Raw genomic sequence first — 21,435 nt, forward strand, 5'->3', positions numbered from 1 at the left:
TGGCAAGGGCAAGAAAAAATCCACGCAGCATTCAGAATTGCCAGCCTGCGCATTCAACATTTTTATTTATATGTCTTCACATTTCCGGCTCGCTTTAGGGCCAATCTGCCAGATAACGTCTAAAGTTGTTCGTGTGGTCAATGCGTTACGTGTGACCCGCTTTCGGACAAGGAGAACAACCGATGATAAAAACTGAGGTAAACGCCGCTGAAGGGCGTCAGAGCTATGCGCCATTACTGCTTATAGTGGGCCTGGCCACTTTTACAGCGCATGCAGACGACAGTTCACACATGCTGAGCAATCAGCCGCAACCACCTGACGTACGCTTAGGGCCGCTCTTCAATGCTGTGCAGCAGGAGAAGTTTTACTCCGATCAAAAGACTTTTGCTGATGCACTACCAAAATACGATCCTTCCTCAATTCTCGCCGACTGGCAGATGCAAAAGAATCAACGCAATTTTGATTTAAAACACTTCGTTGCGAATAACTTCACCCTACCCACTGAAAGCGATAAGTATGTACCGCCAGCCGGACAAAGCCTGCGTGAACACATTGATGGCTTATGGCCGGTATTGACGCGCACCGCCAAAAGCGCCGGGCAATATGACTCGTTGTTACAGCTGCCTAAACCTTATGTGGTGCCTGGCGGTCGTTTCCGCGAGGTCTATTACTGGGACAGCTATTTTACCATGCTGGGACTGGGAGAAAGCGGACACTGGGATCGGGTACAGGATATGGTGGATAACTTTGCCTCGCTGCTGGATCGCTATGGTCACATTCCCAACGGCAACCGCAGCTACTATTTAAGCCGTTCGCAACCGCCCTTCTTTAGCCTGATGGTTGACCTGCTGGCAACGCATAACGGTAATAAAACCTACACGCGTTATCTGCCACAGCTACAAAAAGAGTACGACTACTGGATGGCGGACAGCGACACGGTAGCCCCTGGCGAAGCCAGCAAGCGCGTCATTAAACTCGCCGATGGTTCTCTGCTCAATCGCTACTGGGATGCCCGCGACGCGCCGCGTACCGAATCCTGGCTTGATGATGTTAATACCGCCAAAAAAGCACCGCAACGTGACAAAGCCGGGCTGTTTCGGGATTTGCGCGCAGGCGCCGCCTCCGGCTGGGACTTTAGTTCGCGTTGGTTTACCGATGCCCATAATCTGGCATCGATACGTACCACCCAGCTAGCACCTGTCGATCTCAACAGCCTGATGTTCCATCTGGAGAAAGTGCTGTCGAACAGCTATCAACTTAATAAGCAAAACGGTTTGGCGAAGCAGTTTGCCGATCGCGCTGAGAAACGTCAGGCCACCATCAATCGCTATTTATGGAATAGCGCGCAAGGCTGGTATGCCGATTACGACTGGAAGAAAAAACAAATTCATCCGCAGTTAACGGCGGCAACGCTTTTTCCACTGTATATGCAGGTCGCCAGCGATAAACAGGCCGACAGTACAGCCAGCGCCGTTGAAAAACAGCTGTTGAAACCGGGAGGGCTGCTCACCACCACGGTGAATAACGGTCAGCAATGGGATGCGCCAAACGGTTGGGCGCCGCTGCAATGGGTGGCGGTAGAAGGGCTGGAGCATTATCACAAACCTCAGCTGGCTCAACAGATTGGTTTGCGCTTTTTGCAAAACGTGCAGACCACGTATGATCAGCAGCATAAATTAGTTGAGAAATATGTAGTTGAAGGTAAAAACCTTGGCGGTGGAGGGGGCGGTGAATATCCGCTACAGGATGGTTTTGGCTGGACTAACGGCGTCACGCTGATGCTGCTTGATAAATACTGTCCAAAAGACAAAACCTGTAACAGCGCCCACGATATTCCGCAGGCTTCGGCATCAGTGCAGTGAGCCTTGTCTGATACTGCCGGGTCACCGCTGCAGTATCAGACGTTTTTCCTGGCTTCCTTTCAGCGGCAGACAGAATTGCCGCAAATTTAACAAATGAGAAGCATTGTCACTCTAGCTATGTGAATAATTATCACGCCATGTTCTTACTGGCGATTGCCTTACCGGATTTGACCAGAAAGGATGATCAATGAAACTGCCTTCACTTCTGAAACGCAGCGCATTGTTCTGCGCGCTGGCGCTTGCTGCCCCGACACTGACGTTTGCAGCTGACACCGCACAACCCCAGGGAACCGCTGATTCGTCCACGCAGGGCTATCTTGTTAATACCCGCCAGGACGCAACCAAAATCGATCGCCCGCTGTGGACAACACCACAATCTGTTTCTGTGGTTACGCGTCAGCAGATTCAGGACGGGTCACAGCCACAAAAAAGGGGACGAAGCCATTCGTCCCCTTCTCTTTCTGTTAATGCTTAACGTCAGCTACGAGCTTTACGATAAATAAACAGCACCACGATGGCACCAATTACCGCAACAACGAAGCTACCGAAGTTAAAACCGTCCACCCGGCCGAAGCCAAACAGGGTACTGATCCAGCCGCCGACAACAGCACCGATAATACCCAGCACGATGGTAAGGATGAAACCTCCGCCATCTCTACCCGGCATGATCCATTTAGCGAGAATACCGGCGATTAAACCAAAGATGATCCATGAAAGAATGCCCATTAACTACTCCTTGCGTTTTTTCTGATTACTTTGTGATCGCCTGAGTAATCAAGCGGTTTACCGTGATAAGTATAGACACACTTTTAAATTCTGCATGTCAGGTCACAGTCAAAAAAATAAATGATCTGACTAAAGATTTTTCAGCCCGCGTCGATAACGGTCAGGTGGTAAAAGGGGACAGAAGTGATGATTAACAATCATTTGGAGCCGGGAAGTGAAAGAAGCCGATAAAGAACAATATCTCAAACGTGGAACCCTGGCCGTCCTGAGCGTCATGAAGGATCTGCTGCGCTTACAAACGCCGTTAATGGTGAGCTTTTCGCGTGGGCAATTTATCAGCCGTATGCTGGCTGCCGATGAAAGCCGCATTATGTTCGATTTAGGCAGTAATCATCTGCATAACGATCACGCGCTGCACTGTAGCGAGGTAAGTATTTCGGCTGAAATTCAGGGCGCTAAAGTCGAATTTGAGCTTCCCTCACTGGAAATGGCGCAGCACGAAGGTTTGCCAGCGTTCAGCACCGCGCTGCCGCCGGTGATCTGGCAAATTCAGCGTCGTGAGTTTTTTCGCGTCAGCGCTCCACTTGAGCCTCAGTTCTGGTGTCATACCGAATGGCCGGATGGCAAAAAAGCGCGTTTGCGTCTGCAAAACCTGTCGCTCGGTGGGATAGGCGTGCTGGTTGATGGAGCCCTGCCTGACGGCTTAAAAAGCGGCGATGCTTTTAAAACCTTCCGCGTCGAACTGGGCGAATACGGTCATTTTGAAGCAGGTGCAAAGCTGATGTATATTGGTGAACACACGATAGTCACCAGCAAGAATGAAACCCGCATCACGCCACGTTTAAGTTTCCGTTTTACCACCATCGAACCGCTTCAGGAACGCCAGTTACAGCAGGTCATTTTTGCGCTGGAACGCCTGGCGCACGACAAATCTAATCGTTTTCAATAAATTCCTGCCTGGATACATCGCAATTTTCACCGTATCCAGGCTATGCTACTTGTTCCTGATTTTCTAAAACCGGATCCCAGCAAGGAGATTCTCCCCAATGGAAAACTGGCTTTCATCACGTCATTTTCAAACAATATTTCTCGACCAAAATTTCTGGATCAACAGCGCTATCGTGATCGTTGCCACCCTGGTAATGTACTGGATACTACGCTCGCTGATCCGCTTCATATCCAATCGCATCGCCCATTACAGCGAGCATCGCCATACGCGCGCCAGTAGCATCGCGGTGGAGATTTTACGCAGCACTAGTCAAACCCTGCTGCTGATCTTCTCTCTGTTGATTGCGCTTAAACTCGTCAATTTGCCGCCAGGCTGGAGCAACACCATTTCGCACGGCTGGTTCCTGGCTTTTATTGTTCAGCTGGCATTGTGGATTGATTGTGGCATTCGCCTGTGGCTGCAAAGCCTGTTGCGCGATCCGCTGCATGTACGCAATCCCGTGACTACCGTCATCCTCGGCATCCTGTTGCGCATACTGGTATGGGTGATGATGGTGCTCGCCATTCTGTCGAATATGGGGATCAATATTACCGCGCTGGTCGCCAGCTTAGGCGTCGGCGGCATCGCTATTGCACTGGCGATACAAACGGTATTAAGCGATGTGTTTGCATCGTTAGCGATTGGGTTAGATCGCCCGTTTGAACACGGCGATTTTATCGTATTCGGAGATATTGCCGGTTCAATTGAGCACATTGGCCTGAAAACGACGCGTTTACGTAGCCTGAGCGGTGAACAGGTGGTGTGTTCTAACACCATTTTGTTACAGCAGACCATTCACAATTACAAACGCATGCAGCAACGCCGCATCGTGTTTAAGTTCAGTATCAGCTACGCCACGCCATCGGAGCAGGTGCGTGAAATCAGTGGGCTGGTGAAAACGATTATTCAGGGCATTGAAATGACGCGTTTTGATCGTGCGCACTTTCTGGCTTTTGATGATTCGAAACTGACATTTGAAGTGGTCTATTATGTGCTCGATGCTGACTACAACAAATACATGGATATTCAGCAGGAGATTAATTTGCAGCTGATGGCGGGATTAGAAGAACGCCATATTCGTTTCGCCTTCCCGATTCGCCAGGTAGAGTTCAGCGGTGGCAGCTTACCGCAGGTAGATCTGAAAGCGGTAGCAAATGAGTAGCTCGTTATCGGGCGAGAAGTAAAATGTTTTCCAGCTTCTTCTCTTGGCAGGAGAAGCTGGAATAAGGACCTGACGCGCCCGCCAGAACATCATAAAACTGGCGGAGCCAACTCAATGGTGCTGATAACAACTCACCCCTAAATAAAGACTAAATGCCTCCTGCAATACAGCAGCGGTAGCCGAATGGTTCATTGCCACATGATGTTCAAAACCGTTACGGCAAATCCACGCCAGTAAGGATTCCAGCTGCGGCACCTGAATCACGGCACGACATCCCACCGTATCAAGCGGATCATCCACTGACTTTCCTTGCCCGACATAAGCTTTGATTTCTCCACTGAAATCATCCGTTGAAAGACGGAAATACGTCAGGTCGCCGCTTTTCATTCGTCCATGCACCGCGCCACAGGTATTCTCTTTTCCCACCGTGGTGCCGATGATGTCGGCAGTCCCCATTGTGGGTGATTCCAGGCTGGCGCTGGCAAAGTTTCCACAGTGAAACAGCACGCATTTGTCACGATCGTCGCCAAAGTTGTTATTCCAGTCGGCTAAAGAGGCTGGCTGGAGCGAACAGCTGGCCAGCGCGTACATTGACAGCGCCCCCATTACGTCAACTTCACAGGCGCTGGGCATGAGTTGGCCGGACATCACACTCATTATCGAACAGACATTAATGCCAAGGTTTTCCTGTAACGAGGTCCAGCACTGAATAGCGGTAGTATCAATATCGTTTTCATTTACCCACTCGCTAATCACCACGAATAATTTCGCCATGGTTTGCAGCTTCTCGCCCGGAATGCCACGTGCGTCGGCGTTCGCTTCAAGGATTTCACGCTTCTCTGCTACCCGAATATCATCATCGCGCAGCCGCTTGATACGGCTAAATATTTCCGACAGATCGAGGGTTTCCACCGCGATGCCCATTTTTTCTAATAGCTTTTCGCTGTAGCGCACCGTATTAAAACCTGCCGGACGCGCACCAATGGCACCGACACGCACCCGACGCATCGCGTTCACCACCCGGCACAGCTGGGTAAAACGCTGTAAATCCTGCATAAACACCTCGCTGCTCAGGGCACAGACGTGTTGCCGGGTTAAGCTAAAAGGAATGCCGTATTGACGTAAATTATTGCACAGCGAAATTTTGCCACAAAAACTGTCACGACGCGTCGCCAGCCCCATTTTATCAAGGTTATCTTCTTCAGCCTGTATCAACACTGGCACGTTGAGCCCCGAAAGGCGGATAGCCTCTGCAATGGCTTTTTCATCACCGAAGTTAGGCAACAGCACCACAATGCCATGGATCGTGTCGCGCTGCTGGCGGAAAAGCTCAGCGCAGACTTTTGCCTCCTGTCGCGTCTCGACGCCGCCGAGATGGGTTTGCGTTTCGTTAAGCATCACGGTATTGATATTAAGTTTTTCAAACAGCATCACCGCCTGCTGGCGCGCTTCGCCTACCAGATAGCTGGGGAAAAAACCCCGATTGCCGATGATAACGCCGAAGGTTAACTGCTGAGGAAGTGTTGACATTGCTCTGCTCCGAAAAAAGTTATTGTGGCTGATAACGGCAACGGGCCACCGCATCAAGCCAGCCTTTATAGTTTTCCTGCATGTTTTCTATGTGTTGTTCACGTGGCATTATCACGCTGCCACCTTGCAGCGCCTGCATTTCACTACCCTGTTGCCACCAGCCCAGCACTTTCCCTGCCAGCAACGCGACCCCAGCGCCGAGACTTCGGCAGTAGGCACGCGCTGCAGTGGTCGTTGCAATACATCAGCCTGCAACTGCATCAGCCAGGCGTTTTCAGTCGCGCTGCCATCAACGCACAGCGCCGGGAGCTGCACGCCGCTGGCCTGCTCCATTACGAAGAACACATCGGCGATCTGAAAAGCGATAGATTCCAGCGCCACGCGGGCTAAGACAGCGGGCGTCGCGGCATCGGTCAGTCCGCACACCATGCCGCGCGCCTTTAAATCCCACCATGGTGCGCCAAGGCCGGAGAGTGCCGGAACGAAATAGATACCCTGATTATTCGCGGCGCTTGCGGCCAGCGTGGTTAATTCGCGGGGATCGTGAATTCCCAGTATTTTCCCCAGCCAGGCCGCACCTGAACCGGTGTGGGTAATATTGCCTTCGAAGGCAAAGCGCAGCTGCCCGTCATGCCATGCCACGGTGGTGCTAAGACCGTTTTCGGTCATCAGCGGTGTCGCCATTGACATCATCAGGGATGAACCGGTGCCGTAGGTGGCTTTTACTACTTCCGCATCACCACGACGCTGCGCCTGTAGCGCTGCATGGGAGTCTCCAATGCGTGCCAGGATTGGCGTACCTGGCGCCAGGCCGGGAATATCTTTTACCACCACCACGCCTTGTTCACTGGCGGATGAGGTGATCGCTGGAAGCGCTGCGCGCGGCAGTTGAAACAGCGCCAGCAGCTCATCGTCCCAGTCATTGTGATGCAGGCTGTAAAGCTGCGTCCGTGCTGCATTGGCATGATCGGTAATAAAGCTTCCCCCTGCGGTGAGTTGCCAGGTCAGCCAGCTATCAACGGTGCCAATACATAACTCTCCCGCTGCGGCACGAGCAGCGCCGTCAGGAATAGCGGCCAGCATGCCGGTCAGCTTGGCGGCGGGAAACATCGGATCAACCGCCAGCCCGGTTAAGCCGGTAATGCGAGGCGCTTTGCCAGCCTGATGGAGATCGCGACAAAAAGATTCGGAGCGGCGATCCTGCCAGCTCAACAGCGGTGTCAGTGGCTTGCCGTCACGACGTTGCCAAATCAATACCGATTCACGCTGGTTACTGATTGCGACTGCCGCAACCGCTCTTCCCGCGCACTGAGTCAGACATTGCGTGATAGCCTGTTTGACTGCCAGCCAGATCGCCAGGGGATCTTGCTCTGCCAGACCCGGCTGCGGATGGTCCAGCGTCAAATTCTGACTACCGCGCGCCACCACTTCTCCCTGGCGATTCACCGCGATTGCCTTCGCATTCGTGGTGCCTTCATCGATCGCCAGAATCACAGGATCTTCCATGCTTACGCTCCCGCGCAGATGCGCAATGCATTTTTTACGAGGCTGGCCGCATCAATGCCGTGGTGTGCGCGTGTTGAAGCACGATCGCCAGCAATGGCGTATTCACCATCTGGAATACCCAGGCGCAACAGCGGAATGCCACAGCCGCCTTCAGCTAACACTTCTGCGAACAGGCTGCCAACGCCGCCATTGACGTTGTGTTCTTCAACCGTGATTACCGCTGGATAGTGACCTAGCAGGTTACGCAGCTGTTGGGTATCGCAAGGCCGAATCGATGGAATGGCGATCACACCGGCTGAAATGCCAGACTCTGCCAGTTGCAGCGCGGCGTGAACTGCCTCGTGAACCGTGGACCCCATCGCCACCAGCGCAATGTCTTTACCTTCTCGCAGCTGATCGATTTGGCCGGGCTTAAACTGGTAGTTTTCCTCGTGCAGCTGAGGCAGCTCTTTGCCATCAAGACGGATATAAACCGGCCCAACGTGCGCCAGCGCATAATCAATGATTTGGCGGCACTCCAGCGGGCAAGACGGCGCGTAAATTTCAATATTGCCAAAACCGCGCATCACCGCGATGTCATCAATGCTGTGATGGGTGCTGGCGAGCGGGCCATAACTGGCCCCCGCATTCAGGCCAAACAGTTTGACATTGGTGTTGTTGTAGCAGACATCGACTTTTACCTGCTCGTTGGCTCGCGATACCAGGAATGGCGCCGCATTACAGGTGACCGCGACTTTGCCACCCAGCGCCAGGCCGGCAGCAGTGCCGACCAGGGTTTGTTCAGCGATACCCACGTTGATCAGCCGATCGGGAAAGGCGTTAATAAACGGCGCGATTTTTGCGGTCGAGGTCGAATCCGCTACCACCGGAACGAGATCCACGCCATGGTTAACGGCATCGATAAAGGCTGTCACCATCACGCTGGCTAAATGTTGTGCATTACTCATCTTTCAGTTCCTCCATTGCCAGCGCGATCTCTTCTCCTTTCGGAACGCGGTGGTGCCATTCGGGTTTGCTCTGAATAAAGGAGATACCAAAACCTTTTTCGGTATGCGCAACGATGACCTGCGGCTTACCGTTTTGCGGCAGGTTTTCAATCGTTTCAACCACAGCAGCCATGTCATTGCCGCTGCATTCCGTCACCTCAAGCCCAAAGGCACGCCATTTTTCTGCTAGCGGATCGGTATTCATGATGTCGCGCGTCGCGCCTGCCAGTTGCAGTTTGTTTTTGTCATTAATGATGATCAGATTGTCGAGGCCGTAATGGGCCGCCACCAATGCCGCCTCCCAGTTGCTGCCCTCTGCCAGCTCGCCATCACCGGTCACTACAAAAATGCGGCGCTTGCTGTTGTCTTTCTTCGCAGCAATCGCAATGCCCACCGCCACGGGTAAACCGTGACCCAGCGCGCCAGTATTCAGCTCAACGCCAGGCGTTTTCTGCCGCACCGGATGGCCCGGCAAATGCGAATCGGCGTGTTGATAAGTTGGCAGCCAGTCCGCAGGAAAATAGCCCGCTTCGGCTAATACGCAGTAATAGCCGCCAACTGCATGCCCTTTCGACTGGATATAGATGTCGCGCTGATCGTCCTCGGTTCGATCGGGTGCGCAATTCAGGATGCGAAAATAAAGCGCCGTCAGAATTTCCACCTGCGATAAATCAGCGCCAGTATGACCTCCCGCCGGGCTGCCCGCGTTAAGTTGAATAATACGACGGCGGATCGCCCGCGCTTTGCTTTTCAGCTCGTCCACCGAGAGATTAAAAGGATTCATAGACCACCTCTGAATTTTAAATCGTTTATGAATATATATTCATGGATGCTAAAAAAAAGTGCAGACAAGCGTGTCCTGCACCCTTACCGATTCAGTGCTTACTCTCAGCCTCCTCAATCAGCGCTTTCTGCGCGACTACGGCGGCTTTTTGCTGCATACGGCTCTGCGTTTGATCGATGATCACAGCGATAATGATGACGATGCCTTTAATCACCATCTGCCAGAATTCACTCACGCCCATCATAATTAAGCCATCAGCCAGAAAGCCGATAACAAAAGCGCCAATTAGCGTGCCGAGGATGGTGCCGCGACCGCCCGCCAGCGACGTCCCACCCAGTACCACTGCGGCGATAGCGTTCATTTCAAAGGCAGTGCCGTTAGCGGGATGGCTTGCCACCAGTTGCGACGACACGACGATACCGGCAATCGCTGCGCAGAAACCGGAAAGCGTATACACCAGAATTTTTATCTGTCTGGTTTTCACCCCTGATAACTCGGCAGCGCGTTCATTATCGCCAATGGCATAGACCTGACGGCCAAACGGCAACCGACGGGCGATATAGGCGATAACCAGTGCCAGCAGCACCATTATCCAGATGGCGTAAGGCAAGCCGAGGAAATTGCCTGCCCCAATTTTGTCAAAACCGGTATTGCCGAGCTGAGGATTACCTTGCAAACCCGGGAAGGTTTCACCGCCAGAAGTGAGCATTGCCGCACCGCGCAGAATGTACATCGTGCCAAGCGTGCAGATAAACGGCGCGACGTTATAGCGAGTGATAATCCAGCCGTTGCCCGCGCCAATTAAGGCACCGATTAGCAGAACTATCGGCACAATCAGCCAGACGCTGGGAAAGATCGCAATGCCAAACCACGGCAGCACAATCCCTTTCGTGATCAGCCAACCGGCGATCATGCCGCATAACCCAAGCGTTGCGCCGATAGAGAGATCAATGCCCGCCGTAATAATGACAAAGGTGATGCCGAGCGCCAGGAAGGCATTGATAGCAATGTGCTTCACCATAATGACCATGCTGCCAGGCGCAAGAAAGTCCGGCACGGTAATGGAGAAAAAACCGACAATAAGGATTAACGCAATAAAGGTGCGCAGCTTTAGCAACAATAACAGCACGCTTTCGCGTGAATTAAACGCTTTGGTAGGTTGAGTGGTCAGCGCCACGGCTGGACTGGTTTTCATGTTAAAACCCCTGCGCACTTGCTTTAACCAACGCTGATTCTTCCGCTTGATGGCGTGGAATATCAGCCGTAAGTTTGCCGCCAGACATCACCAGAATGCGATCGGCCACCGCCATAATTTCTTTAAGATCCGAGGTCGAAAACAGTACCGCGATACCCTGCTGTGATAATTGCACCATCATGCGAAAGACTTCCGCCTTAGCGCCTACGTCAATGCCACGACTTGGCTCATCCAGCAACAACAGTCGCGGGTTCGTCAGCAATGAGCGGCCAATCACCACTTTCTGTTGGTTACCGCCACTTAATGCGCTAATCGCCACGTCGGGCGAGGACACTTTGATCGACAGGTTGCCTACCGTGCTGGCTACCGCTTGCTGTTCTGCCTGCTGCGCGATTGAAAAGCGATGCGATAAACGCCGCCACAGGCTGGCAATCGTCAGGTTGCTGGCAACCGAAGAGACCGGAAAAATACCGGCGCGCTTGCGATCTTCTGGCACCAGACTCATTCCCATGCGGATGCGTTCGGCGGTAGGCAGCCGTGTGGGCAGTGGTTTGCTGTCAAGCCACAGCTTGCCAAAATAGTTGCGCTGACTGCCTAACAGACATTCAAACAGTTCCGTGCGGCCCGCGCCCATCAGTCCATAAATGCCAACGATTTCGCCAGCGCGTACCTGAAAACTCACATCATCCACCAGGATGTTGCCGTTTGGGCTCACACAGGTAATGTGCTGGGCTTCAAGTATCGGCGCACCAAAGTCACGCTCTTCCGGCAGAAAATTGGTGACCGGCTCGCTACCGAGCATTTCGCGCACGATCCACGGCACATCAATTTCACTGACTTTGGCTTCTGCCTGAAAACACCCATCGCGTAAAATAGTGATGACATCACCAATCGCCATCAACTCCTCCAGCCGATGCGAGATATAGATGACAGAAACCCCCTGACGCGTCAGTTCACGAATGACACGGAACAGAATTTCCACTTCGGTTTTACTTAACGCCGAGGTAGGTTCATCGAGGATCAAAATGTCAGCATCTTCTGCCAGCGCTTTGGCGATTTCGACCAGCTGCTGTTGCCCAACCTTGAGGTTGCCGACACGCTCTTTTGGCGAGATGTTTTGATCCAGCCGCTGCATCAGGGCGGCAGTGCGGCGCTCCTGTTCAGCCTGACTAATTGGACGTATGCCCTTTTGCAGCTCGCGTCCCAAAAACAGGTTTTCCGCCACCGACAGGTTTTCGAACAGATTTAACTCCTGATGCACCATGCCAATCCCATGACGCGCCGCCTCACGGGTACTGCCAAACACCACGCTCTCACCGTTAAGCAAGAGTTGACCGCTGGTTGGTTGCTGAACACCGGCAAGAATCTTCATCAGCGTAGATTTACCGGCGCCATTTTCGCCGATGATGACGTTGACTTTGCCGCGCCAGACGCGGTAATCGACCCGATCCAGCGCCAGCGTGCCGGGAAACAGCATGGACACGTTATTCGCCTGTAGAATGATTTCATCGCTCATCAGGGTTCTCCCCGTTTCAGCTCAATAGCTACGACATCCTCAACGCTGCCCTGCGCCATCGTGACCGCCATAAGTGCCTGCACCGGTTTGTTGACCCAGCTGGCGTTAACTGGTGGCAATTGTTTTACCGCATGACGGTTCAGCGCTTTGGTGAGTTGCGCATACTGGACCTGATTCGTGAACTCTTCAAAGCGAAAACCAGCGGCATCCCGGATAGCATTGCTGCGAAGCACCGGACCAATACTGACCTTCACGGGCTTGCCGTTAAAGGTCAGGGTCAGGGTGCGTTCACGTGCGTTACTGTCATCAAACACGCTGACAACGCCGCTGGCCCGCACGAAAACGCTCTCCCTGGTGCCGGCCTTCACTGTCTGGCTTTTGGTTTCCATATCTGCCCAGCTCAGCGCGTGACCGTTTGCGGTCTCCATCACCCTGGTTGGCCAGCTTTCTTGCGCGATCTGCTGCGGCGTTTGGTTGGTATAGCCCGGTTTAGCGTTGGGATCTTTAGGCAGGATCGGCTTGCCGTTCGCATCCAGATCAACCACCGTGCAGGCACTTAACCATGCCATTGCGCCCAATACAGCCAGCATCCGCTTCATCCGCGTTCCGCCTTATTTGGCCAGGTTAAAGTTTTTCAGTCTGGACGCGTTGCTGTCGTCAATCAGCACACAATCCATCAGCTGCTTTTCCTCTTTCTGCGCTTTGCCGTTTTTCAGGTAGTCATCGGCCTGCACGACTGCCATTTGCGCCTGCTCCCAGCCCGGCTGTAATACGGTGGCTTTGATATTGCCTTTGTTGAGGATGGAATCACGTGTGTAGTCGCTGCCATCAAAGCCGACCACAATCACTTTGGTTTTCCCTGCGGCTTTTAAGGCGGCTTCGGCACCGAGCGTCATGGTGTCGTTGCCGGAGATCACGCCAGCAATATTGGGATTTTTTTGCAGAATGGTTTCCATGCGACTAAAGGCTTCAGTCTGACTCCAGTTAGCGCTTTGCTGCGCGACCATTTTCATATCGCTGTAATCATCAAGGACATCGTGATAACCCTGCGAACGCACGCCCGCATTGGTATCGGATTCTTTGCCGAGCAGCTCAACATAGTCGCCCTTACCGCCTAAAAGTTTGGCGAACTTTTCTGCGCCAAGCTGGGCGCCCTGATAGTTATTGGAAACTATTTGCGCAACCGCCACGCCCGTTTTGTTGATTTCACGATCGATAAGAAAAGTGGGAATGCCGGCATCTTTAGCCTTCTGTACCGGGCCAACCGTGGCATCCGCGCCCGCGTTGTCAAGGATGATGGCCTTTGCTTTACGTGCAATGGCGGTTTCAATGAGCTGATTCTGTTTACTGACGTCGTCATCGTGAGAGGCCACCAGCGTGGCATAGCCTAACGCTTTGGCTTTGGCTAAGGCGCCCTCGGCTTCAGCTTTAAAAAACGGGTTGTCGTGTGAGGGGGTGATGATTGCCAGCAAGCCTTTATCTGCCGCCAGTGAAACGGCTGAAAATGCCATTATTGATGCCAGTAAGGTAATTTTGACGAGAGGTAGGGTCATCGGTTATTCTTCGCTTGAATAAATATTCACGTTCGATTTTATATTCAAACAGACTATGCGCCGACCTTTACGCGCCGTCCAATGCCGGATTGCTAAAAAGCGAAAACGATCACAGTTTGTCCTGCATTGTGATTTTGACCGCCCTGGTTAACAATATCGGGCAGAAGCAGAGAAGGAATAACTGATGGCTAAACAGGATGAACAGCGACTAATGGTAAAGATTGCCACGCTTTACTATGTCGAAGGGATGAAGCAGTCAGAGATTGCCCAGTCGTTAAAACTGTCACAGTCTTTTGTCTCACGCATTCTGAATCGCAGCGTGAAAGAAGGTGTAGTGAAGATTAGCGTGGTGCCGCCTGCCAATGTCTTTCCCGAGCTGGAAAAAGCCATTGAGCAGATTTATAACCTGCCGCAAGCTATTGTGGTGGATGTGCCAGACAACGCGTCGGCGTTGCAGGTTAAACAGGCGATTGGTTCGGCGGCGGCACACTATCTGGAAACGCGTTTACGCGCTGATGAACTGATTGGCATCTCCTCCTGGAGCGGTACTATTCGCGCCATGGTCGATGCGCTGCATCCACTTAACGCGCCTTGTAAAGGTGTCATACAGTTGCTGGGCGGTGTCGGTGCCAACGGCAACGTGCAGGCGACAATTTTAACGCAAAATCTGGCGGCGCTGTTGGATTGTCCGGCATGGTTATTGCCTTCCCAATCGATTGAGCATTCGGTAAGCGATCGACAGCGCCTGGCGGCAAATGTCGATGTGGCTGAAGTGCTGCGTAAGTTTGACGAGGTAGATTTAGCGATTGTCGGTATTGGCGATCTGGAGCCTTCGGCGCTGCTGCGTAACTCTGGCAATTATTACGATGAAGAGATGCTGCGTATCCTCGCTGAACGCGGCGCGGTTGGCGATATTTGTTTGCACTACTTTGATGATACGGGCAAGCCGGTTTTGCATACCGACGAGGATCCGGTGATTGGTATGGAACTGGCGCAGGTTAAACAGTGTCCGCAAGTGGTGGCGCTGGCTGGGGGCACGGATAAAGCCCAGGCCATTCGCGGCGCGCTGCGCGGTGGCTATGTAAACGTGTTGATCGTGGATTATCCGACCGCGCGGTTATTGCTGGAGTAGCTGAACAGCGCACTTCTGCCGGGCCGTCAAATCGTTCGATAGGCCGTGGTTACTTTCCACAAATAGCGCGGCGCCTGCGCGGCGGGATGTTTATTCTGCACATGCTGGTAAAACTCATCGGGCGACATCGCATTGATCATCGCAATGGCACGATCGCGATTAGGTGAAAATGTACGCAACAGCGCACCGGCGCCATTGGCATAAGACACGATGGTTGCATAGCGCAGCGTCAGCGGGTTGCGAATGCCTGACAGCGCCGAATCCTGCAAAATTTTCAGATAGGCTGTACCAATATCGATATTTTTCGCCGGATCACGCAATTCAGCGTTTGACGGCTGACCACGACGCCCCTGAGTGCGGTACACCTCGCGCCCAGCGGTAGAGGCTTTAATCTGCATTAATCCCACCGCATTAGAACGGCTTACCACGGTTGGATTCCCACCCGATTCGACACTAATAATGGCGCTGATCAACTTTTCATCAACGCCATAATGACTGGCGGCATTTTCGGTGAACAGAGCCCAGGCGTCATTGACACTGGAAGGCGGTGCCTGGGTTAAGGGCGTGTTTTTCTCTTTGACGTAGGTTTGTGGCGGTTCGCTGGCACAGCCAGTCAGAAGTAAAGCCGAGAGCACAACGCAGCGAATTTTCAGCAATTTTTCATCTCGTCGCAGGGATCACGCGAGCTATCATACCTGGCGCGCCGTTCAGCAAAATTACCATTTATCCTAAATACATAAAAAAGGGGAGCGTGGGATGACTTCACCGCCACTTTTCGTCATCATCGCCAGAAAATACACCCCGCTAACAGCAGGAAAGCGTTATGATTCCCCGTTCAATCCATCTCATCTCCCCTTCCGGTTATTGTCACAATCAGCCTGCAGCGAAACGCGGGGTTAATTATCTGCGTGATGCCGGGCATCAGGTAGAAAATGACGAGGTCATTGCGCGCCGGTTCCAGCGTTTTGCCGGAACCGATGCCGAACGACTGGCAGATATTAATCAGCTCGCACAGCTTGAAACGCTGCCGGATATTGTACTGGCGGTGCGCGGCGGCTATGGTGCCAGCCGCCTGCTTGAAGCAATCGATTATATCGGCCTGCAACGCCGGTTACTCAACCAACCGCTGGCCCTGTGTGGACACAGCGACTTTACCGCCATTCAGTTAGCGCTGTTGGCGCAGGTGGGATTGATCAGCTTTAGCGCGCCGATGCTGGCAGGAAACTTTGGCGCGGAGGCTTTATCTGATTTTACCCTGCAGCACTTTTGGCAGGCGTTATCATCGCCTACAGTCAATGTGGCGTGGCAAAGCACGACGCCGGATAACGGCAACTGGCAGGGTACGCTATGGGGCGGCAATCTGGCGATGATCTGTTCGTTGATCGGGACGCCGTGGCTGCCGCAAATTGAGAACGGTATTCTGGTCATTGAAGATGTGAATGAGCATCCGTTTCGCATTGAACGCATGCTCATTCAGCTCCAGCAGTGCGGCATTCTGGCGCGGCAGCGCGCTATTGTCACGGGCAGCTTTACCAGCACGGCGCTCTCGGCATATGACAACGGCTTTGATTTTTCTACCGTCTGGCAGCGTATCCGTGATACAAGCGGCCTGCCGGTTATCAGCGACTTAACCTTTGGTCACGCCCCGGATACCGTAACATTACCGTTAGGCGCCAGCGCACGTTTGCAGGTGATGCAGGGCCAGGCGCAGCTGCAGGCGACCGGACATCCCGTTTTGCGCTAAACCTTATGGTTTGGGAGATCGACATTGAAGCCGCTGTATGACGATTTGTGGATCTCAACCCCGGAATTTCCGGTGGAAGATGCTGTGAATGACTTAATGATGCACGGGTTTATGCTGCGCCATCCGCGCGGCAACCTGTTAATTGGGCGAGTAGAAAATCCGCTGGACCATGAAGTGTTAGCGGATGCCGGAGGCGTGATCCGTCACTATTTCACCCACTGGCATGAGTCTGCACCCGGCGCTGCGGTGATTCAGCAGCGTTTTAATAACGCATTGTATTGCCATAATCGCTCGCTCGGGCCAGTGAGCCGTTATGTGGAGCCGGACAATACCTTCAGTCAGCCGGAAACCCACTTCGGTGATTTTCATCTGCTGCCAACACCAGGCCATACGCCGGGCAGCTGCAGTTTTCTCTATCATTCACCGCTGGGTCTGACTTATCTGTTCGTCGGCGATACCATTACGCGTTCGCACGATCGCTGGGTGACCGTGTTAGTCCCGGACAGTAACCCCACCGAACTACAACAGTCGCTGGAATTTTTGCGCACATTACGACCGGATGTGGTGTTGATGAGTACCACGCACGGGCATCTTTCGTGGCAAAAAGTGACACTGCAAAGCTGGCTGGCAGCCATTGATGAAGCGGAGCAACAGCCGCTGGATCTGCGCCAGCAGCCGCTATTTTGATTACAGCATTTTACTCAGGTAATGGCGCTGGTGGTGATGAGGATAATGGTCGAGACTAAAACGCAGCGTATAACCCAATTTCTCGTAAAACGGACGAGCCTGAAAGCTGGCAGTATCGACCTGAGCATATAAACAGCCGCGCTGGCGCGCTTCCTCTTCTGCCGCCTGAATCAGCTGTCGCCCCACCCCTTGACCACGCAACAGATCGCTCACCCACAACATCTCAATACGCAGCCAGTTGCCGTAAGTAGAACCGGTCAATCCCGCCAGTTTTTTGCCGTTTGCATCGCTAACGAACACGCCGATGGTTTTGAACGTATCGATATTAATAAAACGGCTATTAAAAGCATTCAGGCCCAGACGAATTTCATCTAAATCGTGTTGCATAACCTTATCAGTGACGTTCAGCTGCATAGATGCTCCTGGCGTGGCGGGTTAAGAATGAGGGTGCTGGCTGTCGTCGTAGCGCTCCAGACTTAATACATCAACGTCACGCTTATCGGTGCGGCTACAGGGCAGCAGCTTATCGCTGCCGCGATAGACGAAGAAGATCTGTTCGCTGTTTTTGTTCACGATAAGCTGATCGCCATTACGAAAACGGGTGATGGCCACTTTGTCGCCGCCCTCAAGCCGCGTGCGCTGCTGACCGGACGCAATCTGGAAATGCCCTTGCGGCCACATCACAGTGCTGAGTCCGTATTCGGCGCGAGAAACAGTCATTACTGGGCGTCCGGGACAGTGGATTTGAAATTCGCTTTCACTCCAGGCTGGCGCAGTCTGGCAAGCCAGCAAAGTCGCGACAATAATTGCAGCCTTCATTCGGTTTCTCCGCTGAAGTTTTTTGATTTTACTGTTTTTTTTAGCTTAACATAATCGAGGAGAGAAGAAAGGCAATCGGCTCGCGGGGAACGAGCCGAAAAAGTTCAGTCAGTTGCCAACAGAAGACATATCTTTCAATTGATCCCGGTTGATTTGCTGCTCATGGCCGTAAATATCTTTATAGGAGATCATACCGGTATCTTCATCCACCTGCGGTTTGCCTTCAACCACTATGGTGCGGCCATCATTCGTGTGAAGAACATGGTCGTTTGCACAGCTCGCCAGCATGAAACCGCTGGTAATGAGTCCAATCAGCATCAGCGTCTTTTTCATGGAATACCCCTTGGTTGTAAAATACCAGGTTTAGCACAGCGTAAAATAATTGAGACCAGGAAAAGGTAGAATACCAGCAAAAGTCGCATCGCGTCCTGCGATGCTGACCAGTGAAACGTTATTCTGCTGCGACTTCCGCCGCAACTAACATCAATGCTAACCCGGCGTAATCGCGATCGTACGCCTGCATGACTTCACGAATTGCATCGGCACATGCGTTAACCTGCTGCTTTCTCTCAGCCTCAAGCTTTTCAATCGCATGCCGAACAATCATTAGACTGGCTTCTTCTTCTTTCATCATTTATCCCTGAATTTGCTTAACTGGTGCGCAAAGATGGCAAGAGTACCGTTTATCTGCTACTAAAGTCACCCCTTTACATTTCTGTTGTTTAACAATTAAACAAATGCAAATGGGAACCTGTTTTAAAACTGCTATGATCAAGCTATAAGTGACGCAACGCGATAGAATCAGCGCCACACGATTCCGAGGGAATGATGCAGGAACAGGATTATGTTGCGACGCGGTATTTTCACATTATTTCTCCTTCTGACTGGATGCGCATCTGGGCCGCAGGGCGTTGATTGCCTTGGCGAAGTCACCACCCTGTATGGGCAACCGCTAGGACAAACGCATGGCCTTATTTTTGACCTGGTCAGCTCATTTTCAGTCAGTAAGAAGGATGTCACGGTACAGAGTGGGACATTGAAATCGTTGGATCGTTTCAGATATGTGCCTTCTGCTGTCACGCGCGAGGGTTATTATGCGCAGCGTCTTTCTGATAAACAGTTTCGTCTTATCAATCCTTATCAGGATACCCAGATTACCTGGACATGCCCTTAAAGGATGAATCCTGCCGCAAGATGGTTTATTGTCAGGAAATCTTAAATGAGAGGTCCTCTTCTCTTATGGAAAAGCGTCTGGATAATAACGGTTATATCGATTTCCCTTTCCCCACCACGCATAATGCTGATGGGTCAGTGAATCCCTGCGGAATCGATCTCACGCTCGAAACCGATCGTATCGAAGAGATTGCCGTGACTCGTCATTCCGCTAATTTGCGGCGGTTGCTGGAAGAGGTAAATTTGCAGGACGGCATATTTATGACGCTGGCCTGCGACTGGCAGCAAACGTCAGATGCAATATGTGGATTTGTCGATGTGGCCTTTCGCCCGGTTTTGCTTCAGCACAACCATAACGAAGCCCTGCAGCTTGAACATGCCTTTTATAACTATCTCAGCGAACAGGAAACGCAGCATAACATGGCGGCGGATTCACTGGTGAACTATGCCCGCTCGGTGCTGGACTGGTGCTGGTCACCGCTGCGTCAGCGTCAGCGAGAATACGAAAAAATCACTATCCAGTATTATTGCCAGCAGGCTGAAGATGCTGAATGGTGTTTCGACCATTTGCGCCACTTCCTGGTAAGCTGGTATCCCCTTTCAACCCACCCTGCTTCGCCATAGCGGCAGGGAGCCGCACCGCTGTAGGTTCAGCTAAACGTTCGCGCTACCCATGGCGCATCTTTCCAGGCGGTGAAGGAAACGAGTAAAAGCCGTTTGCTCAAGCGTGCATTTCAGCAATAAACGATAAAACCGGCCTGAAACCGGTTTTTTACATCAGAGTTTTACTAAACGAATCGCGTGTTCAAGGATACGTTGTTCATCACGTTCACTGTGTGAACGATGCTGTCGGGTGCGTTTTAACAGGTCAAATATTTTATCACGTCGGGTTTCCTGACCAGATTCAGCCAGCATGATCACAGCATCGCCAATGACCCGACAAACCTCATCATAATCGTCTTCATTCAGCACATCACGTTTCATCATCCCTCCCTATTTCGCTGTGAGCGAATCTCTGTTTCGACAAGGTTAGACAGTAAACACTTAGCCTGCAAAGTTGTGGACATTCACAGCCAGAAATGATTTTTACTGAATCATTTACGCTCTTTTTCCGCGGATCCGGCCACATTTGCTACGCTTTTAGAGTGTAACTAAAACCAAGGAGATAAAGATGTCAGGAAAAATCGAAGATGCAGTAAAAGAAACGGCGGGTGCTGCACAGGAACAATGGGGTGAAGCAACGAATTCACCTAAGCATCAAGTGAAAGGTGCCGCGCGTCGTTATACTAACCAGGCTAGCTATGCGGCCCGCGATGCAGCGGATTGCATTAAAGACCAGGTTCAGTCGAACCCGTTTGCCGGGCTGGCTGTTGCCGCAGGCGTCGGTGTTTTCATCGGCTTTCTGCTGGGACGCAAATAATCCCTTTTACTCACGGAAGCCACTGGCTTCCGTTTTGTTTTCTTTGCCCTTGCTGCTCCCTCCTCTTCTTTTGCCAGACATGGCCCTTAACCAATCGCTAAAAATTTATTACATTTAGTTTTAGGATAAACCCTATGAAAAATAACGCTATTTTTCTGAGCAGATGCATTTCCTTGTCTATGCTTAATGTTTCCTCAGCTTAGAAACGCCTTTGTTAACTTTTCAGAAAAGGGGATCACATGAAGAGAGCTTCAGCATTACTGCTGGTCGTCGCAACGCTAACTGCCCTGGCCGGTTGTTCACATCGCAGCAGCGCGGTGAAAGAAGATGGTCGTCCACATGCGCCAGGTGGCCAGGCATCACCAGGCGGCACGCTGGGTTCAGGTCCGGTAGGTCAGCCCCAGTCCTGATGTTAAAAAAGCCGGCCAGCGCGCCGGTTTTTACTTTTTTACTAACGGCTTATGACGATCGCGCCCACTACCAGCACAGCAAACATGATACCAAACGTAAGGAAGCCATGCTTTCTGGTACGTGACATCCCCACAAACACGGAAACGACCAGAAACAATAGCGTCAACGCCCCCGCCATCACCCAAAAAAGATACTGCTGATTTGCCATGGTTGATTCTCTCCGCACCCACATAAAACTGGG

At 52.1% G+C, this 21,435-nt stretch carries 25 protein-coding genes and 2 pseudogenes; 11 read left to right on the plus strand and 16 right to left on the minus strand.

Annotated elements, in window-relative coordinates; translation table 11 throughout:
* Positions 1-182 precede the first annotated feature (182 nt).
* Positions 183-1,862 carry an alpha,alpha-trehalase TreA gene (treA, locus tag H2P46_RS12385; protein ID WP_193405351.1) on the plus strand — a complete coding sequence of 560 codons (1,680 nt, stop codon included), beginning with the start codon at positions 183-185 and terminating at the stop codon, positions 1,860-1,862.
* Positions 1,863-2,049: 187 nt separating this feature from the next.
* Positions 2,050-2,274 (plus strand): annotated as a pseudogene (locus H2P46_RS12390) (TonB-dependent siderophore receptor); the annotation flags it as partial.
* 65 nt (positions 2,275-2,339) lie between these two features.
* Here the strand turns inward: H2P46_RS12390 and H2P46_RS12395 are convergent.
* On the minus strand, positions 2,340-2,588 hold the full coding sequence (locus H2P46_RS12395) for a GlsB/YeaQ/YmgE family stress response membrane protein (protein ID WP_193405353.1): 249 nt from the start codon (positions 2,586-2,588) through the stop codon (positions 2,340-2,342).
* A 214-nt stretch (positions 2,589-2,802) separates the two neighbouring features.
* Here H2P46_RS12395 and H2P46_RS12400 point away from each other — a divergent pair, with 214 nt between their 5' ends.
* Together H2P46_RS12400 and H2P46_RS12405 are read left to right on the plus strand one after the other, a co-directional pair.
* Positions 2,803-3,537: a flagellar regulator YcgR PilZN domain-containing protein gene (locus H2P46_RS12400; RefSeq protein ID WP_193405354.1), complete on the plus strand. Its 735-nt coding sequence runs from the start codon at positions 2,803-2,805 to the stop codon at positions 3,535-3,537.
* 97 nt (positions 3,538-3,634) lie between these two features.
* On the plus strand, positions 3,635-4,738 hold the full coding sequence (locus H2P46_RS12405; protein ID WP_193405355.1) for a mechanosensitive ion channel family protein: 1,104 nt from the start codon (positions 3,635-3,637) through the stop codon (positions 4,736-4,738).
* 111 nt (positions 4,739-4,849) lie between these two features.
* Here H2P46_RS12405 and H2P46_RS12410 read toward each other — a convergent pair whose 3' ends face one another.
* The 8 genes and pseudogenes from H2P46_RS12410 to H2P46_RS12445 form a co-directional block, all read right to left on the minus strand.
* Positions 4,850-6,268: an L-fucose/L-arabinose isomerase family protein gene (locus tag H2P46_RS12410; protein WP_193405356.1), complete on the minus strand. Its 1,419-nt coding sequence runs from the start codon at positions 6,266-6,268 to the stop codon at positions 4,850-4,852.
* Positions 6,269-6,287: 19 nt separating this feature from the next.
* Positions 6,288-7,774, minus strand: a pseudogene (locus tag H2P46_RS12415) (FGGY family carbohydrate kinase).
* Positions 7,775-7,776: 2 nt separating this feature from the next.
* The gene (locus H2P46_RS12420; RefSeq protein ID WP_193405357.1) at positions 7,777-8,721 is read right to left on the minus strand and encodes a transketolase family protein; all 945 of its coding nucleotides are present in this window, start codon (positions 8,719-8,721) and stop codon (positions 7,777-7,779) included.
* The gene (locus H2P46_RS12425) at positions 8,714-9,544 is read right to left on the minus strand and encodes a transketolase (protein WP_193405358.1); all 831 of its coding nucleotides are present in this window, start codon (positions 9,542-9,544) and stop codon (positions 8,714-8,716) included. The genes H2P46_RS12420 and H2P46_RS12425 overlap by 8 nt, the downstream gene beginning before the upstream one ends.
* A 91-nt stretch (positions 9,545-9,635) precedes the next feature.
* Positions 9,636-10,739 carry an ABC transporter permease gene (locus H2P46_RS12430; protein ID WP_193405359.1) on the minus strand — a complete coding sequence of 368 codons (1,104 nt, stop codon included), beginning with the start codon at positions 10,737-10,739 and terminating at the stop codon, positions 9,636-9,638.
* Between the two features lies 1 nt (position 10,740).
* Positions 10,741-12,255: a sugar ABC transporter ATP-binding protein gene (locus H2P46_RS12435; RefSeq protein ID WP_193405360.1), complete on the minus strand. Its 1,515-nt coding sequence runs from the start codon at positions 12,253-12,255 to the stop codon at positions 10,741-10,743.
* The gene (locus H2P46_RS12440; RefSeq protein WP_193405361.1) at positions 12,255-12,854 is read right to left on the minus strand and encodes a DUF2291 family protein; all 600 of its coding nucleotides are present in this window, start codon (positions 12,852-12,854) and stop codon (positions 12,255-12,257) included. Before H2P46_RS12440 ends, H2P46_RS12435 begins: the two co-directional genes overlap by 1 nt.
* Before the next feature lie 12 nt (positions 12,855-12,866).
* Entirely contained in the window at positions 12,867-13,808 is a 942-nt protein-coding gene (locus tag H2P46_RS12445; RefSeq protein ID WP_193405362.1) for a D-ribose ABC transporter substrate-binding protein, read from the minus strand.
* 184 nt (positions 13,809-13,992) lie between these two features.
* Between H2P46_RS12445 and H2P46_RS12450 the strand changes: the two genes are divergently transcribed.
* On the plus strand, positions 13,993-14,940 hold the full coding sequence (locus H2P46_RS12450; RefSeq protein ID WP_193405363.1) for a sugar-binding transcriptional regulator: 948 nt from the start codon (positions 13,993-13,995) through the stop codon (positions 14,938-14,940).
* Between the two features lie 26 nt (positions 14,941-14,966).
* Here the strand turns inward: H2P46_RS12450 and emtA are convergent, their stop codons facing one another.
* The gene (emtA, locus tag H2P46_RS12455) at positions 14,967-15,596 is read right to left on the minus strand and encodes a membrane-bound lytic murein transglycosylase EmtA (protein ID WP_193405364.1); all 630 of its coding nucleotides are present in this window, start codon (positions 15,594-15,596) and stop codon (positions 14,967-14,969) included.
* A 167-nt stretch (positions 15,597-15,763) separates the two neighbouring features.
* Here emtA and ldcA point away from each other — a divergent pair, with 167 nt between their 5' ends.
* Complete coding sequence (gene ldcA / locus H2P46_RS12460) at positions 15,764-16,684, plus strand: muramoyltetrapeptide carboxypeptidase (RefSeq protein ID WP_193405365.1); 921 nt, start codon at positions 15,764-15,766, stop codon at positions 16,682-16,684.
* Positions 16,685-16,708: 24 nt separating this feature from the next.
* The gene (locus H2P46_RS12465) at positions 16,709-17,371 is read left to right on the plus strand and encodes an MBL fold metallo-hydrolase (RefSeq protein ID WP_193405366.1); all 663 of its coding nucleotides are present in this window, start codon (positions 16,709-16,711) and stop codon (positions 17,369-17,371) included.
* On the opposite strand, the gene H2P46_RS12470 is transcribed toward H2P46_RS12465, so the two are convergent.
* The 4 genes from H2P46_RS12470 to H2P46_RS12485 form a co-directional block, all read right to left on the minus strand.
* Entirely contained in the window at positions 17,372-17,785 is a 414-nt protein-coding gene (locus tag H2P46_RS12470; protein WP_193405367.1) for a GNAT family N-acetyltransferase, read from the minus strand. It lies immediately after the preceding gene.
* A gap of 21 nt (positions 17,786-17,806) precedes the next feature.
* The gene (locus H2P46_RS12475) at positions 17,807-18,190 is read right to left on the minus strand and encodes a hypothetical protein (protein ID WP_193405368.1); all 384 of its coding nucleotides are present in this window, start codon (positions 18,188-18,190) and stop codon (positions 17,807-17,809) included.
* A gap of 108 nt (positions 18,191-18,298) precedes the next feature.
* Positions 18,299-18,523, minus strand: a complete 225-nt coding sequence (locus H2P46_RS12480; RefSeq protein ID WP_193405369.1) for a YgdI/YgdR family lipoprotein — start codon at positions 18,521-18,523, stop codon at positions 18,299-18,301.
* A 118-nt stretch (positions 18,524-18,641) separates the two neighbouring features.
* Positions 18,642-18,821: a hypothetical protein gene (locus H2P46_RS12485; protein ID WP_193405523.1), complete on the minus strand. Its 180-nt coding sequence runs from the start codon at positions 18,819-18,821 to the stop codon at positions 18,642-18,644.
* A gap of 213 nt (positions 18,822-19,034) precedes the next feature.
* Here H2P46_RS12485 and H2P46_RS22985 point away from each other — a divergent pair, with 213 nt between their 5' ends.
* Both H2P46_RS22985 and H2P46_RS12490 read left to right on the plus strand, forming a co-directional pair.
* Positions 19,035-19,364, plus strand: a complete 330-nt coding sequence (locus tag H2P46_RS22985) for a hypothetical protein (RefSeq protein ID WP_238938991.1) — start codon at positions 19,035-19,037, stop codon at positions 19,362-19,364.
* 65 nt (positions 19,365-19,429) lie between these two features.
* Positions 19,430-19,987 carry a hypothetical protein gene (locus H2P46_RS12490; protein ID WP_193405370.1) on the plus strand — a complete coding sequence of 186 codons (558 nt, stop codon included), beginning with the start codon at positions 19,430-19,432 and terminating at the stop codon, positions 19,985-19,987.
* 153 nt (positions 19,988-20,140) lie between these two features.
* Here H2P46_RS12490 and H2P46_RS12495 read toward each other — a convergent pair whose 3' ends face one another.
* Positions 20,141-20,347: a DUF2767 family protein gene (locus H2P46_RS12495; protein ID WP_193405524.1), complete on the minus strand. Its 207-nt coding sequence runs from the start codon at positions 20,345-20,347 to the stop codon at positions 20,141-20,143.
* Between the two features lie 187 nt (positions 20,348-20,534).
* Here H2P46_RS12495 and H2P46_RS12500 point away from each other — a divergent pair, with 187 nt between their 5' ends.
* Positions 20,535-20,783 (plus strand): ElaB/YgaM/YqjD family protein, encoded by a 249-nt coding sequence (locus tag H2P46_RS12500; RefSeq protein ID WP_193405371.1) that lies wholly within the window; start codon positions 20,535-20,537, stop codon positions 20,781-20,783.
* Between the two features lie 239 nt (positions 20,784-21,022).
* On the plus strand, positions 21,023-21,193 hold the full coding sequence (locus tag H2P46_RS12505; protein WP_193405372.1) for a YgdI/YgdR family lipoprotein: 171 nt from the start codon (positions 21,023-21,025) through the stop codon (positions 21,191-21,193).
* A gap of 41 nt (positions 21,194-21,234) precedes the next feature.
* On the opposite strand, the gene H2P46_RS12510 is transcribed toward H2P46_RS12505, so the two are convergent.
* On the minus strand, positions 21,235-21,402 hold the full coding sequence (locus H2P46_RS12510) for a hypothetical protein (protein ID WP_193405373.1): 168 nt from the start codon (positions 21,400-21,402) through the stop codon (positions 21,235-21,237).
* Between the last annotated feature and the right edge of the window lie 33 nt (positions 21,403-21,435).

The sequence above is a fragment of the Mixta mediterraneensis genome, assembly GCF_014946725.1.
In the GTDB taxonomy this organism is placed as follows: Bacteria; Pseudomonadota; Gammaproteobacteria; order Enterobacterales; family Enterobacteriaceae; genus Pantoea; species Pantoea mediterraneensis.

Coding starts and splice junctions, on each gene's coding strand:
- treA (WP_193405351.1), top strand. CDS start 183: ATGATAAAAACTGAGGTAAACGCCGCTGAAGGGCGTCAGAGCTATGCG.
- H2P46_RS12420 (WP_193405357.1), bottom strand. CDS start 8,721: ATGAGTAATGCACAACATTTAGCCAGCGTGATGGTGACAGCCTTTATC.
- H2P46_RS12410 (WP_193405356.1), bottom strand. CDS start 6,268: ATGTCAACACTTCCTCAGCAGTTAACCTTCGGCGTTATCATCGGCAAT.
- H2P46_RS12500 (WP_193405371.1), top strand. CDS start 20,535: ATGTCAGGAAAAATCGAAGATGCAGTAAAAGAAACGGCGGGTGCTGCA.
- H2P46_RS12435 (WP_193405360.1), bottom strand. CDS start 12,255: ATGAGCGATGAAATCATTCTACAGGCGAATAACGTGTCCATGCTGTTT.
- H2P46_RS12405 (WP_193405355.1), top strand. CDS start 3,635: ATGGAAAACTGGCTTTCATCACGTCATTTTCAAACAATATTTCTCGAC.
- H2P46_RS12470 (WP_193405367.1), bottom strand. CDS start 17,785: ATGCAGCTGAACGTCACTGATAAGGTTATGCAACACGATTTAGATGAA.
- H2P46_RS22985 (WP_238938991.1), top strand. CDS start 19,035: ATGTTGCGACGCGGTATTTTCACATTATTTCTCCTTCTGACTGGATGC.
- H2P46_RS12495 (WP_193405524.1), bottom strand. CDS start 20,347: ATGAAACGTGATGTGCTGAATGAAGACGATTATGATGAGGTTTGTCGG.
- H2P46_RS12445 (WP_193405362.1), bottom strand. CDS start 13,808: ATGACCCTACCTCTCGTCAAAATTACCTTACTGGCATCAATAATGGCA.
- H2P46_RS12480 (WP_193405369.1), bottom strand. CDS start 18,523: ATGAAAAAGACGCTGATGCTGATTGGACTCATTACCAGCGGTTTCATG.
- H2P46_RS12490 (WP_193405370.1), top strand. CDS start 19,430: ATGGAAAAGCGTCTGGATAATAACGGTTATATCGATTTCCCTTTCCCC.
- H2P46_RS12475 (WP_193405368.1), bottom strand. CDS start 18,190: ATGAAGGCTGCAATTATTGTCGCGACTTTGCTGGCTTGCCAGACTGCG.
- ldcA (WP_193405365.1), top strand. CDS start 15,764: ATGATTCCCCGTTCAATCCATCTCATCTCCCCTTCCGGTTATTGTCAC.
- H2P46_RS12505 (WP_193405372.1), top strand. CDS start 21,023: ATGAAGAGAGCTTCAGCATTACTGCTGGTCGTCGCAACGCTAACTGCC.
- H2P46_RS12485 (WP_193405523.1), bottom strand. CDS start 18,821: ATGAAAGAAGAAGAAGCCAGTCTAATGATTGTTCGGCATGCGATTGAA.
- H2P46_RS12450 (WP_193405363.1), top strand. CDS start 13,993: ATGGCTAAACAGGATGAACAGCGACTAATGGTAAAGATTGCCACGCTT.
- H2P46_RS12440 (WP_193405361.1), bottom strand. CDS start 12,854: ATGAAGCGGATGCTGGCTGTATTGGGCGCAATGGCATGGTTAAGTGCC.
- H2P46_RS12395 (WP_193405353.1), bottom strand. CDS start 2,588: ATGGGCATTCTTTCATGGATCATCTTTGGTTTAATCGCCGGTATTCTC.
- H2P46_RS12425 (WP_193405358.1), bottom strand. CDS start 9,544: ATGAATCCTTTTAATCTCTCGGTGGACGAGCTGAAAAGCAAAGCGCGG.
- H2P46_RS12510 (WP_193405373.1), bottom strand. CDS start 21,402: ATGGCAAATCAGCAGTATCTTTTTTGGGTGATGGCGGGGGCGTTGACG.
- H2P46_RS12430 (WP_193405359.1), bottom strand. CDS start 10,739: ATGAAAACCAGTCCAGCCGTGGCGCTGACCACTCAACCTACCAAAGCG.